At 74.7% G+C, this 13,092-nt stretch carries 11 protein-coding genes and 1 pseudogene; 5 read left to right on the forward strand and 7 right to left on the reverse strand.

What is annotated here, in order from left to right:
• Positions 1-32: 32 nt before the first annotated feature.
• Together IHE55_RS21800 and IHE55_RS21805 are read left to right on the forward strand one after the other, a co-directional pair.
• Positions 33-1,680: pseudogene (locus IHE55_RS21800) on the forward strand (ABC transporter permease).
• On the forward strand, positions 1,681-2,790 hold the full coding sequence (locus IHE55_RS21805) for an ABC transporter ATP-binding protein (RefSeq protein WP_197990561.1): 1,110 nt from the start codon (positions 1,681-1,683) through the stop codon (positions 2,788-2,790).
• Between the two features lie 219 nt (positions 2,791-3,009).
• Here IHE55_RS21805 and IHE55_RS21810 read toward each other — a convergent pair whose 3' ends face one another.
• The 4 genes from IHE55_RS21810 to IHE55_RS21825 form a co-directional block, all read right to left on the reverse strand.
• Complete coding sequence (locus IHE55_RS21810; RefSeq protein WP_197990562.1) at positions 3,010-4,194, reverse strand: hypothetical protein; 1,185 nt, start codon at positions 4,192-4,194, stop codon at positions 3,010-3,012.
• Positions 4,176-4,904, reverse strand: a complete 729-nt coding sequence (locus tag IHE55_RS21815; protein WP_197990563.1) for an ABC transporter ATP-binding protein — start codon at positions 4,902-4,904, stop codon at positions 4,176-4,178. Before IHE55_RS21815 ends, IHE55_RS21810 begins: the two co-directional genes overlap by 19 nt.
• Positions 4,905-5,236: 332 nt before the next feature.
• Positions 5,237-6,598 carry an aspartate aminotransferase family protein gene (locus IHE55_RS21820; RefSeq protein WP_197990564.1) on the reverse strand — a complete coding sequence of 454 codons (1,362 nt, stop codon included), beginning with the start codon at positions 6,596-6,598 and terminating at the stop codon, positions 5,237-5,239.
• A 2-nt stretch (positions 6,599-6,600) separates the two neighbouring features.
• Positions 6,601-7,071 carry an Lrp/AsnC family transcriptional regulator gene (locus IHE55_RS21825; RefSeq protein WP_197990565.1) on the reverse strand — a complete coding sequence of 157 codons (471 nt, stop codon included), beginning with the start codon at positions 7,069-7,071 and terminating at the stop codon, positions 6,601-6,603.
• A 185-nt stretch (positions 7,072-7,256) separates the two neighbouring features.
• Between IHE55_RS21825 and IHE55_RS21830 the strand changes: the two genes are divergently transcribed.
• Positions 7,257-8,711 (forward strand): gamma-aminobutyraldehyde dehydrogenase, encoded by a 1,455-nt coding sequence (locus IHE55_RS21830; protein ID WP_197990566.1) that lies wholly within the window; start codon positions 7,257-7,259, stop codon positions 8,709-8,711.
• 124 nt (positions 8,712-8,835) lie between these two features.
• Here the strand turns inward: IHE55_RS21830 and IHE55_RS21835 are convergent, their stop codons facing one another.
• Together IHE55_RS21835 and IHE55_RS21840 are read right to left on the reverse strand one after the other, a co-directional pair.
• The gene (locus IHE55_RS21835; protein WP_197990567.1) at positions 8,836-9,585 is read right to left on the reverse strand and encodes a glycerophosphodiester phosphodiesterase; all 750 of its coding nucleotides are present in this window, start codon (positions 9,583-9,585) and stop codon (positions 8,836-8,838) included.
• Between the two features lie 138 nt (positions 9,586-9,723).
• On the reverse strand, positions 9,724-10,794 hold the full coding sequence (locus tag IHE55_RS21840) for an adenosine deaminase (protein WP_372442710.1): 1,071 nt from the start codon (positions 10,792-10,794) through the stop codon (positions 9,724-9,726).
• A gap of 40 nt (positions 10,795-10,834) precedes the next feature.
• Between IHE55_RS21840 and IHE55_RS33430 the strand changes: the two genes are divergently transcribed.
• On the forward strand, positions 10,835-11,626 hold the full coding sequence (locus IHE55_RS33430) for a DUF4190 domain-containing protein (protein ID WP_443742611.1): 792 nt from the start codon (positions 10,835-10,837) through the stop codon (positions 11,624-11,626).
• Here the strand turns inward: IHE55_RS33430 and ybiA are convergent.
• Positions 11,557-12,336 carry a riboflavin biosynthesis intermediates N-glycosidase gene (gene ybiA / locus IHE55_RS21850; protein WP_197990570.1) on the reverse strand — a complete coding sequence of 260 codons (780 nt, stop codon included), beginning with the start codon at positions 12,334-12,336 and terminating at the stop codon, positions 11,557-11,559. The genes IHE55_RS33430 and ybiA overlap by 70 nt on opposite strands.
• A 304-nt stretch (positions 12,337-12,640) precedes the next feature.
• On the opposite strand from ybiA, the gene IHE55_RS21855 reads away from it, so the two are divergent.
• Positions 12,641-12,910, forward strand: a complete 270-nt coding sequence (locus IHE55_RS21855) for a DUF4190 domain-containing protein (protein ID WP_307826771.1) — start codon at positions 12,641-12,643, stop codon at positions 12,908-12,910.
• Positions 12,911-13,092: the final 182 nt, after the last annotated feature.

The raw sequence follows: 13,092 nt of genomic DNA on the forward strand, positions 1-13,092 counted from the left end.
GCGGGGGCGGCACGGCGGTACGGCTGGGCCTGATGGCCGTCCCGCTCGCCTTCCTCGGCATCTTCTTCGGCTACCCGGTGGCCGCCATCACCGCCCGCGGCCTGCGGGACGGCGACGGATGGCACCCGGGCCGGATCGGCGAGGTGCTCGGCGACCCGGCCGTCCGCGACGTGCTGTGGTTCACCACCTGGCAGGCCGCCGCCTCCACCGCGCTCACCCTGGCCGTGGCGCTGCCCGGCGCCTACGTCTTCGCCCGGTTCACCTTCCCCGGCAAACAGCTGCTGCGGGCGGTGGTCACCGTGCCGTTCGTGCTGCCCACCGTCGTGGTCGGCACCGCCTTCCTCGCCGTGGTCGGCCGCGGCGGATTGCTGGACGACCTGTGGGGCGTACGGCTGGACACCACCGTGTGGGCCATCCTGCTCGCCCACGTCTTCTTCAACTACGCGGTGGTGGTCCGCACCGTCGGCGGACTGTGGGCCCAGCTCGACCCCCGCCAGGAGGAGGCCGCCCGGGTCCTGGGCGCGAGCCGGCTCACCGCCTGGCGGCGGATCACCCTGCCCGCGCTGGCGCCCGCGGTGGCCGCCGCCGCCCTGATGGTCTTCCTGTTCACCTTCACCTCCTTCGGCGTCGTCCAGATCCTCGGCGGCCCGCGCTTCGCCACGCTGGAGGTGGAGATCTACCGGCAGACCGCCCAGCTGCTGGACCTGCCGACCGCGGCCGTGCTCACCCTCGTCCAGCTCGCCGCGGTCGCCACCCTGCTGGCGCTGCACGCCCGGACGGTACGGCGCCGGGAGTCCACGCTCCGGCTGGTGGCCCCGGAACTGACCGCCCGCAGGCCCCGCGGCGCCGGACAGTGGACCCTGCTGGCCGCCGTCCTCGCCCAGATCGCGCTCCTCATCCTGCTGCCGCTGGCGGTCCTGGTGGAACGCTCCTTCCTCGCCCCGGACGGCCACTGGCTCGGCTACTACCGGGCGCTGGGCACCGTGGCCGACAGCGGCGGGGTCTTCCTGGTCCCGCCCGTCGAGGCGGTCTGGAACTCCCTGCGGTACGCCGCCGTGGCCACCGTCATCGCCCTGGTCGTCGGGGCCCTGGCCGCCGCCGCGCTCGCCCTCCCGACCCCGGCAGCGCCCGGACGGCGGCCCACCCACCGCCGGCCGGCTGGTCCGGGGCTTCGACGCGCTGCTGATGCTGCCGCTTGGCACCTCCGCGGTCACCGTCGGCTTCGGCTTCCTCATCGCCCTCGACGAGCCCCCGCTGGACCTGCGCGCCTCGTGGATCCTGGTCCCGCTGGCCCAGGCCCTGGTCGGCGTGCCGTTCGTGATCCGCACCATGCTGCCGGTGCTGCGGGCGGTCGACCCCCGGCTGCGGGAGGCCGCCGCGGTCCTCGGCGCCTCCCCGCTGCGGGCCTGGCGCGAGGTGGACCTGCCGATGGTCGCCCGCGCCCTGGGCATCGCGGCCGGCTTCGCGTTCGCCGTCTCCCTCGGCGAGTTCGGCGCCACGGTGTTCATCGCCCGGCCCGACAACCCGACCCTGCCGGTGGCGGTGACCCGCTTCCTGGGCCGGGCCGGCGACCTCAACTACGGGCAGGCCATGGCCCTGAGCACCGTGCTGATGCTGGTGTGCGCCTGCTCGCTGCTGCTGCTGGAACGCATCCGCGCCAACCGGACCGGGGAGCTGTAGATGGCGATGCTGCGCCTGGAGAACATCACCGTGCGCTTCGGCGCCCGGCCGGCCCTGGACGCGGTGGACCTGACCGTCGCCGAACACGAGACGGTGTGCGTCCTCGGCCCCAGCGGCAGCGGCAAGTCCACCCTGCTGCGGGTGGTCGCCGGCCTGCAGAGCGCCGACACCGGGCGGGTGTGGCTGGGCGGCCGGGACCACACCCGGGTCCCGGTCCACCGGCGCGGGGTGGGCCTGATGTTCCAGGACCACCAGCTCTTCCCGCAGCGCGACGTCGGCGCCAACGTCGCCTTCGGCCTGCGGATGCGCGGCACCGGCCGCGCCACACGCGACGCCCGCGTCGCCGAACTGCTGGACCTGGTCGGACTGCCGGGCGCCCAGCGGCGCGCGGTCGCCCAGCTCTCCGGCGGCGAGCAGCAGCGCGTCGCCCTCGCCCGCGCCCTCGCCCCGAGCCCCTCGGTGCTCATGCTCGACGAGCCGCTCGGCCAGCTCGACCGCGGCCTGCGGGAACGCCTGGTGGTGGAGCTGCGGCAGCTGTTCGACCGGCTGGGCACCACTGTGCTGGCCGTCACCCACGACCAGGGCGAGGCGTTCGCACTCGCCGACCGGGTGGTGGTGATGGACCGCGGCCGGATCGCGCAGACCGGCACCCCGCTGGAGGTGTGGCGGCGCCCGGCCTCCGAGTTCGTCGCCCGCTTCCTCGGCTTCGACAACGTGGTGGAGGCAACCGTGCGCGGCCCGGCCGCCGACACCCCCTGGGGCACGGTGCCGGTGCCCGCCGGGACGACGGACGGGCCCTGCCGGCTGCTGGTCCGCCCGGCCGGCGTCCGGCTCGTCCCCGGGAACGAGGGCCTGGACTGCGAGGTGGCCGGCCGCACCTTCCGCGGCGACCACGTCGCCCTGATCCTCCAGCCCCGCGACGCCCCCCGCATGGAGGCCGCCTGCGCCCTGCGGGACGCCCCGGAGCCCGGGGCCCGGGTGGGCGTGACGTTCGACCCGGACGAGGTGGTGGTGCTGCCCGCGACCGGACATCCGCCGGACCCCCCGCCCCCGAACCGCCGGCCGGCCCCGACCCCCGCCCCGGCGCGCCCGGCCCCGGGCCCAGGCTGACCGGACGCGCGCCGGCACGGCCCTCGCCGCGCGGCGCGCCCATCCCGCCCGGCCCCGGGGCGCCGGCCCGTGCTCCGGCAGACGGCCCGCGCCGCAGGAGCCCGGCGGTGCCGCCACACGCGGCGGCCCGGACCACCGGCAGCCTCGTCCCGCTCGCCGGCAGCTTCGTCCCGCCACCGGCGGCGGCGGCGGTACCCGAGGCGGGCCGCCGGGCGGGGGTCAGCCCGTCAGCGGCAGCGTCAGCACCCGGGCGACCAGCCAGGTCACCAGGGCGAGCACCGCGACGAGGGAGCCGCCGCGCAGCACGGCGGCGCGGCGCAGCAACCGGGCGTCGGCGCCCAGGCACACCAGGGTGCCGGTGGCGTCCCGCCGGCCCCCGCGCACCTCCAGCGCGGCGGTCAGCGCGGTGGCCGTGACACACGCCATGACCAGCGCCGCGCCCAGCCCGGCGACCGGCCCGGTGGAGCGCAGCGCGCCGCCGTACAGGTCGACCACCGCGCAGGCCGCGGTGGCCACCGCACACAGCGCCCCCAGCGGCCGGCCCAGCCGTACCGCCTCGTCCTCCAGCGCCCGGCCGGCCAGCAGCCGTACCGGCCCGGGACGCCCCGCCGCCAGCAGCCGGCCGCACATCTGGGTCAGCCCCGGGCCCGCCAGCATCAGCCCCAGCGCCGCCATCAGCCAGCCGGCGATCACCCCCGGCGGGCTCTGCACCGAGCGGCCCGGCAGCGGCAACAGCTCGGCGGCCGAGGGACCCGCGCCGTGCCCGGCGTACGTCTCCAGGGCGATCCCGGTGGCGATCAGGGCGATGCCCCAGGGCAGGCCGATGTGGACCAGCGCGGTCCCGGGCGGCGGGGGCGGCTCCGCGGCCCCGGAGCGGGCCGGCCGCCGGCGCCGCCGCCGGCGCGGCCACAGCGTCACCATGCTCGTCACCGAGGCGAGCGCGGGCACCACGGCGAGCAGCAGCAGCACCGCGCCGAGCGGCAGGTGCGCCCCCCGGCCCAGGTGGCCGGCGAGCCGGCCGGAGGGCAGGTCCCCTCCGAAGCGGCGCAGCCAGGCGAAGACGCCCAGGGCCAGCGCGCTGCCCAGGCCGCAGAAGAGCGCCGTGGAGGCGGCGGCCAGCCGCGCGCCCCGGGTGGGCCCGAACCCGGCCGCGGTCAGCCCGGGCCCGCCGCGGGTGCCCTGGTCGGCGCGCGCCACCGCCACCGCGAACTGCACCGTGGCGGCGAGCGGCACCAGGCACCACACCAGCCGCCCGGGCGCGTCGCGGGCCTGCTCGGGGTGGCCGGCCGCGTAGCCGAGCATGCACAGCAGCAGGAAGGACGCCCCCGCCGACGCGGCGGTGACCAGCAGCCGCCGCATCAGGACGAGCGGGTGGGCGCCGCGGGCTAGGCGGAGACTGAGCACGTGTCCCGGCCCTCCACGTCGGCGGCGGGGATCGTGCCGACCCGGCGGCCGTCGAGGAGCGAGACGGTGCGGTCGGCCATCGGGGCCGCCTCGCTGTCATGGGTGGCCAGGATTACGGAGATGCCGTGCGAGCGGGCCGCGGCGGTCAGGGTGCGCAGCACCTGGCCCCGGTCGGCGCGGTGCAGCGGTGCGGTGGGCTCGTCGGCGAAGAGGACCCGGGGCCCAGCCGCCAGAGCGCGGGCGATGGTCACCCGCTGGCGCTGGGCCTGGAGGAGTGCGGCCGGCCGCTGCCGCTCCTCGCCGCCCACGTCCAGCCGCTCCAGCCACTCGCGGGCGGTGGTCCGGGCGGCGCGGCGCGGGATGCCGCGCAGCATCAGGGGGAGCGCCACGTTCTCCCACACGGTCAGCTCGGGCACCAGCCGGGGCTGGGTGTCGATCCAGCCGAAGTGCTCGCGGCGCAGCCGCTCCCGGCCCAGCCGGGTCAGGGAGTGCACCGGCACGCCCCCGAACCAGACCTCGCCCTCGTCGGGCGGCAGCTGCGCGGACAGGCAGGCGAGCAGGGTGGTCTTGCCGGAGCCGCGCGGCCCGGACACCACCAGCACCTCGCCCTCGCGCACGCCCAGGGACACGCCCGTCAGGGCGGGCGAGCCGCGGTACGCGTAACTGACGCTGCGGGCCCACAACATGTCGTCGTCCGGCGGAGCCACCATGCCAAGCACCTCGGCTTACCTACGTTTGTCCGCTCCCCTGGATGGGTGAACGAGGACAAGGCGAATCGGTCACTGGCACGTTAAGGAGTCGCGGCGGCCGATCCGGCCCAGGCTCGGCGCGGGCACGGTCCGTTTCCTCCGATCAGCCCTGGTCCGGCCCGGTGCCCCGGCCGGTGGGCGCGGGGCGCGGGAACCGGCCCGCGCCGGGTGGCGCGGGCCGGTCGCAGAACCGCCGTGGCCCCCTCGCCGGGGGACGGCGAGGGGGGCCCACGGCAGGGGCCGCCCGGGGAGGGGTGTACCCGGGCGGAGCCGGTGCGGCGGTCGGGGACGGCTCAGAGCTTCGTCCACGCCTCCGTCAGCACGGTGCGCAGCACCTGCTCGATCTCGTCGAAGGTCGACTGGTCGGCGATGAGCGGCGGTGCCAGCTGGACCACCGGGTCACCGCGGTCGTCGGCCCGGCAGTACAGGCCGTTGTCGTACAGCGCCTTGGAGAGGAAGCCGTACAGGACGCGCTCGGTCTCCTCCTCGTCGAAGCTCTCCTTGGTGGCCTTGTCCTTCACCAGCTCGATGCCGTAGAAGTAGCCGTTGCCGCGCACGTCGCCGACGATCGGCAGGTCGTGCAGCTTCTGCAGGGTCTTCAGGAAGGCGCCCTCGTTGTCCAGCACGTGCTGGTTGAGGCCCTCGCGCTCGAAGATGTCGAGGTTGGCCAGGCCCACCGCGGCGGAGACCGGGTGGCCGCCGAAGGTGTAGCCGTGCAGGAAGGTGTTGTCGCCCTTGTAGAACGGCTCCGCGAGGCGGTCGGAGACGATGCAGGCACCGATCGGGGAGTAGCCCGAGGTCATGCCCTTGGCGCAGGTGATCATGTCCGGGACGTAGCCGAACTTGTCACAGGCGAAGATCGTGCCGAGCCGGCCGAAGGCGCAGATGACCTCGTCGGACACGAGCAGCACGTCGTACTGGTCGCAGATCTCGCGGACCCGCCGGAAGTAGCCGGGCGGCGGCGGGAAGCAGCCGCCGGCGTTCTGCACCGGCTCCAGGAAGACCGCGGCGACGGTCTCCGGGCCCTCGAAGAGGATCTGCTGCTCGATCTGGTCGGCGGCCCAGCGGCCGAAGGCCTCCGGGTCGTCGCCGTGGATCGGGGCGCGGTAGATGTTGGTGTTGGGCACCTTGTGGGCACCGGGCACCAGCGGCTCGAACGGGGCCTTCAGCCCCGGCAGGCCGGTGATGGACAGGGCGCCCTGCGGGGTGCCGTGGTAGGCCACCGCGCGGGAGATCACCTTGTACTTGGTGGGCTTGCCGACGAGCTTGAAGTACTGCTTGGCCAGCTTCCAGGCGGTCTCCACGGCCTCACCACCGCCGGTGGTGAAGAAGACCTTGTTCAGGTCGCCGGGGGCGTGGCCCGCCAGCCGCTCGGCCAGCTCCACCGCCTTGGGGTGGGCGTAGCTCCACACCGGGAAGAAGGCCAGCTCCTGGGCCTGCTTGTAGGCGGTCTCGGCGAGCTCGACGCGGCCGTGGCCGGCGTTGACCACGAACAGGCCGGCGAGGCCGTCGATGTACCGCTTGCCCTTGTCGTCGTAGATGTACGTCCCCTCACCGCGCACGATGGTCGGCACGGGGGCGTTCTCGTACGACGACATGCGGGTGAAGTGCATCCACAGGTGGTCGTACGCCGTCTTGGAGAGGTCGGCGCTCATAGCTATCTCGTTCCCCAGGTGTAGGTCTGCTTCCGGAGCTTGAGGTAGACGAAGCTCTCGGTGGAGCGCACGCCGGGCAGCGTGCGGATCCGCTTGTTGATCATTTGGAGGAGATGGTCGTCGTCCTCGCAGACGATCTCGATGATGAGGTCGAACGAGCCCGCGGTCATCACCACGTACTCGACCTCCTCCATGGCGGTCAGCGCGTCGGCCACCGGATCGAGGTCGCCCTCGACGTTGATGCCGACCATCGCCTGGCGTCGCAGCCCCACGGTGAGCGGGTCGGTGACGGCGACGATCTGCATGACGCCCTGGTCGAGCAGCTTCTGCACACGCTGCCGGACGGCCGCCTCGGACAGGCCCACGGCCTTGCCGATGGCGGCATACGGGCGGCGCCCGTCCTCCTGGAGCTGCTCGATGATCGCCAGGGAGACGGAGTCGATCGACGGCGTGCCGTTCTTGTCAGTGGCCACGTATTCCACTGTGCATGAGGACTCGGCAGTCTCGCAACCCCAGATCGATGAAATCCGTTGTCGAGGACTTCGAAACTCGCGGAATCCGTAGTTGTGGGCCGTTGGGTATGTTGAATACGTCGCCCCGGCGGTTAGGGTGGGTGTCTCACCCATCGGACTTCGACCGCAAACAGAAGGGGTGGCACGTGACCACCGAACTGCGTCGTCTGCGCAACTACATCGACGGGGAGTTCCGGGACGCCGCCGACGGGCGGACCACGGAGGTGGTCAACCCGGCCACGGGCGAGGCGTACGCGACCGCGCCGCTCTCCGGGGCGGCCGACGTCGACGCCGCCATGGAGGCCGCCGCCAAGGCGTTCCCGGTCTGGCGCGACCTGGTGCCCGCCGAGCGCCAGAAGGTGCTGCTGAAGATCGCCGACGCCTTCGAGGCGCGGGCCGAGGAGCTGATCGCCGCCGAGTCCGAGAACACCGGCAAGCCGATCGCCCTGACGCGGGACGAGGAGATCCCGCCGATGATCGACCAGATCCGCTTCTTCGCCGGTGCCGCCCGCCTGCTGGAGGGCCGCTCGGCCGGCGAGTACATGGACGGCATGACCTCCATCATCCGGCGCGAGCCGGTCGGCGTCTGTGCCCAGGTCGCCCCCTGGAACTACCCGATGATGATGGCGGTGTGGAAGTTCGCCCCGGCGCTCGCCGCGGGCAACACCGTCGTGATCAAGCCCTCCGACACCACCCCGGCCTCCACCGTCCTGATCGCCGAGATCATCGGCGGGGTGCTGGCCGAGCTGGGCCACCCCAAGGGCGTCTTCAACGTCCTGTGCGGCGACCGGGAGACCGGGCGGCTGATGGTCGAGCACAAGGTGCCCGCCATGGCCTCCATCACCGGGTCGGTCCGCGCCGGCATGCAGGTCGCCGAGAGCGCCTCCAAGGACGTCAAGCGCGTCCACCTGGAGCTCGGCGGCAAGGCCCCGGTCGTGGTCTTCGAGGACACCGACATCGCCAAGGCGGTCGAGGACATCTCGATGGCCGGGTTCTTCAACGCCGGCCAGGACTGCACCGCCGCCACCCGGGTGCTGGTGCACGAGTCGATCCACGACGAGTTCGTCTCCGCGCTGGCCAAGGCCGCCGCCGAGACGAAGACCGGGCAGCCGGACGACGAGGACGTGCTCTACGGCCCGCTCAACAACGCCAACCAGCTCGCCCAGGTCAGCGGCTTCGTCGACCGGCTGCCGGCGCACGCCAAGGTCGAGGCGGGCGGCCACCGGGTCGGCGACAAGGGCTACTTCTACGCCCCCACCGTCGTCTCCGGCCTCAAGCAGGACGACGAGATCGTCCAGAACGAGGTCTTCGGCCCGGTCATCACCGTGCAGTCCTTCTCCGACGAGGCGCAGGCCGTGGAGTACGCCAACGGCGTGGAGTACGCCCTGGCCTCCTCGGTGTGGACCAAGGACCACGCGCGGGCGATGCGCATGTCCAAGGCTCTGGACTTCGGCTGCGTGTGGATCAACACCCACATCCCGCTGGTCGCCGAGATGCCGCACGGCGGCTTCAAGAAGTCCGGCTACGGCAAGGACCTGTCGGCCTACGGCTTCGAGGACTACACCCGCATCAAGCACGTGATGACGTCGCTCGACGGCTGAGCCCGGCGCCGGTGCATCCCCGCCGCAGCGCCCGTACGCACCTGTCGTACGGGCGCTCCGGCGTGTCCGGGCGGAGCCGTGCGCGAGGGCCCGGCCGCTCCCGGGCTGTCGGTCCGGGCGGTTCCTAGCGGCGGCGGGCCGCCGGGCGGCGCGGACCGTGGCGGTCCCGGTCGCCGTCGAGCAGGGCGCACAGCGCGCCGATCCGGTTGGTGGTGATCGAGTCGACGCCCGCGCCCAGCAGCCGCCTCATCGACCACCGGGTGTCCACGGTCCACGCCGACACCAGCAGCCCGTCCGCGTGCGCCCGGGCGACCAGCTCCGGGCCGACCAGGCCGAAGCGGTAGTTCAGCCAGCGGGGCCGCAGGGCGTCCAGCAGCACCGGCCGGGGCGGTGCCAGGGTGGTCCAGGTCAGCGCCGTCTCGGCGGCCGGATCGGCCTCCCGCACCGCCCGCAGCGCGGCCACCGGGCCGGAGTAGTAGACGCGGTCCGCCGCGCCGTGGTCGCGCACCCCGGCCACCGCCGCCCGGACGGCCCGGAGGTCCGGCAGGTCCACCATCACCCGCACCCCCTCCGTCGCCGCCAGCGCCTCAGCCAGCAGCGGCACCCCGCCCCCGGTCACCGCCCGGATCCGCGCGGCGGTCAGCTCCCGCACCGGCCGGTCGTACCCCCACAGCCGTTTCAGCGTGGCGTCGTGGACCACCACCGGCACCCCGTCGGCGGTGAGACGGACGTCGAACTCCACCGCGGTCGCCCCCGCCGCCACCGCGGAGCGCAGGGACGGCAGGGTGTTCTCGCGGTGCACATAGGGGTCACCGCGGTGGGCGACGGCCACCAGGCCGTCCGCCCGCGCGGTGCCCGTCACCCGGGTCGGCATGGGGCCATTGTGGCGTGCCCGCCCGGCCCCCGGTCCGCCCGGGCCCGCGCCCTGGGCCCGCGCCCTGGGCCCGCCGGTGCCGCGCCGCTCCGGGGCGGGCGCCCGGGGGCGCGGACACCCCGGGCAGGCGTGGGCCGGTCAGCCGCCGGCGTGCGCCGCCGTGTAGGTGTCGATCTCCCGGATCAGGGCCGCCTTGCCGGCGGCGTCCAGGAAGGAGACCTCCACGGCGTTCCGCGCCAGCGCCGCCACCCCCGCCGCGTCCAGCCCCAGCAGCCGCGCCGCGACCGCGTACTCGGAGTTCAGATCGGTGCCGAACATCGGCGGGTCGTCGCTGTTGACGGTCACCAGCACACCGGCCGCGACCATCTCGGCGATCGGGTGCTCCTCCAGCGAGGCCACCGCCCGGGTGGCGATGTTGGACGTCGGGCAGACTTCCAGCGGGATCCGGTGTTCGGCCAGGTGCGCCAGCAGCTCCGGGTCCCGCACGCAGCTGGTGCCGTGGCCGATGCGCTCCGCCCGCAGCTCGGTGAGCGCGTCCCAGATGGTCTGCGGACCGGTGGTCTCGCCCGCGTGCGGGACGCTGTGCAGCCCGGCGGCGACCGCCCGGTCGAAGTACGGCTTGAACTGCGGGCGCGGCACGCCGATCTCCGGCCCGCCCAGGCCGAAGCTGACCAGGCCCTCGGGCTGCAGCCCGAGGGCGATCCGCGTGGTCTCCTCGGCGGACTCCAGCCCCGCCTCGCCGGGGATGTCGAAGCACCAGCGCAGCACCACGCCCAGCTCCGCCTCGGCGGCCTTCCGCGCGTCCTCGATCGCCTCCACGAACGCGCCGTCGGGGATGCCGCGCCGGGTGGAGCTGTAGGGGGTGACGGTCAGTTCGGCGTAGCGGATGTTCTGCCGCGCCATGTCCCGGGCCACCTCGTACGTCAGCAGCCGCACGTCCTCGGCGTCCCGGATCAGATCCACCACCGACAGGTAGACCTCGATGAAGTGCGCGAAGTCCCGGAAGGCGAAGTAGTCCGCGAGCGCCTCCGGATCGGTGGGCACCGGGGAGTCCGGATGGCGGGCGGCGAGTTCGGCGACGATGCGCGGCGACGCCGACCCGACGTGATGGACGTGGAGTTCGGCCTTCGGCAGCCCGGCGATGAAGGCGCTGAGATCGGTCATCGGTTCCTCCTCGTGGACGCGCGCCGGTCGGCGGGCCCCGGCCATCGTAGAACCGGGCGGCGCGGCGCCGTGCCGGGCCCGTAGCATGACGGCAACGCAGCGTGTGGGGGAGACACATGGAACAGCAGCCCGGACAGCGGCCCGAATCCGCGCAGGAGGGGCCCCGGCCGCCGGAACCACGGGACCGCGACCCCTGGGCACCGCCGCAGGACCGGGTGCCGCCGGCCGGACCCGGGCCCGCCCCCGGGGTCTCCGGCATGCCGACCCTGCCGGGCGTACCGCTGGCACCACCGCCCGGCCCGGCGGGGGACCACCGTGCCGCCGCCCCCGCCCGCGCCGGGTACGCCCCCCGCCGGCCGCCGGCGGCCCGTACGGGGCGACCACTTCGGCCGGCCTCCTGCCGTACGGCGCCGCCCCGTACGGCGGCCCGGCCTACGCGGCCGGAGCGGGCGGGCCGGGCTACGGCTACCCGGCGGCAGGCCACCCGGCGCCCGGCTACGGCCACCCGGGGGGCCCCTACGGCTGGCCGCACCCCGGGTACCCGCCCAACAACGGGCAGGGCATCGCCGCCCTGGTGCTGGGCATCGTGGGGGCGGTGCTCTTCTTCAGCGTCTTCTTCGGCGTGATCCTCGGCATCCTGGCGATCATCTTCGGCGCGCTGGGCCGCGGCCGGGCCCAGCGCGGTGAGGCGGACAACGGCGGCCAGGCGCTCGCCGGGCTCATCCTCGGTGTGGTGGCCGTGATCGCCAGCCTGCTCATGCTGATCTGGATCATCCAGGACGAGGAGGACGACGACGGGTACAGCGGCTACCGGGCGCCGGCCGCCGTGGTGTCCGCGGCGCCGGACGGCCCCGCCTCCCCCGATGCCAGCCGCTGACGCGCCTCCATCAGCGCGAACCCCAGCAGGTTGAGACCGCACCAGCGGGCCGGATCGGCCGCCCGCTCGTCGTCGGAGGCCAGCCCGATGCCCCAGACCCGGTCCACCGGGCTGGCCTCCACCAGCACCCGGGCCCCGGTGCCCAGCAGGTAGCGGCCCAGCTCCGGGTGCTGACCGAACTTCAGCACACTGCCGCGGACCACCAGCTCGAAGCGGTGCTCCGCCCACACCCGCTCCTCGAAACCGCGCACCGAGCGGCCGATCTCCTTGGCCTGCCGGGGGTGCCCGGCCGCCAGCACCCGCCGCCGCGCCTCCGCGTCGCCGAAGAGCGCGGCCTTGCCCGCCATCATCCAGTGCTCGGCCGTGGCGTACCGGACGCCGTCCGCCTCGATGGGCGCGGGCCACCACTGACTGAAGCAGCCGTGCCCCACCGAGCCGTCCGGCCGCGGCCGGTGCCCCCAGAAGTAGAGGTACTTGTGGCGTTCACCGGCGGCCGACCGGGCCACCAGCTCCGCCACCGAGCGCGGGCCGTCCCGGCCGTCCGCCGGCCCGGCCGGCAACCGCCCGGCCGGGTCCGCCGGGTCGCCCGGATCCGCCGGGTCCGCCGGATCCCTTGTGTCCGCCGGGTCGCCCGGATCCGTCGTGTCCGCGCGGACCACCGGAACCACCTGGTCCGCCTGGTCCGCCGGGTGGCGTGCCGTCTCGGTCATGGGGTGATTGTGGCACCGGGCGAGGACCGCGGGCACCCGGTCCGTTCCCTCCACCGGTCACGCGCAGCACCCGTAACATGGCGCGTCGCGACAGCAGGAGGGGAGAACACCACCATGTCCCACAGCGCGTACCCCGGCCCGCCCGGGCACGATCCGCACGCCCCCCGGCGGCCACCCGCCGCAGCCTCCCCGGCGCCCCCCGGCGGCCGGCCACCCCGCCGCGGGTCTTCCGCAGTACCAGCAGCCCGGCCCCGGATACCCGCCACCGGGCTATCCGGCCTACCCCGGCGGTCCGATGGGCGCCGTGGGGCAGCGCAACGGTATGGGGACCGCCGCCCTGACCGTCGGCATCATCGGCCTGGTCTGCGGACTCACCTACTTCCTGTGGCTGTTCGCGATCGTCCTCGGCATCCTCGCCATCATCTTCGGCTCCATCGGGAAGGGGAAGGCGCAGCGGGGGGAGGCGAACAACGCCGGCTCGGCGACCGCGGGCATCGTCTGCGGGATCGTCGGCATGGTGATCCCGTTGATCTACCTCGCCGCGCTGGACGCCGCGATCGACTCCGCGTTCTGACATCAGGGCACGGAAACACCACGGGCCCGGGGCCACGCCGGTACGGTGCGGCACCCGGGCCCCGGCGCGCGGGCGGCGGCGAGCCCGTACGCACCCGGCGGCCTCTGGGGTGCGTGCCGGCGACCCCTGGGGGTGCGTGCCGGCGGGGCCTTCGGGGTCCGGTGCCCTCGTGGGTGCCGCGG

It is taken from the genome of Streptomyces pactum (assembly GCF_016031615.1).
GTDB classification, from domain to species: domain Bacteria; phylum Actinomycetota; class Actinomycetes; order Streptomycetales; family Streptomycetaceae; genus Streptomyces; species Streptomyces pactus.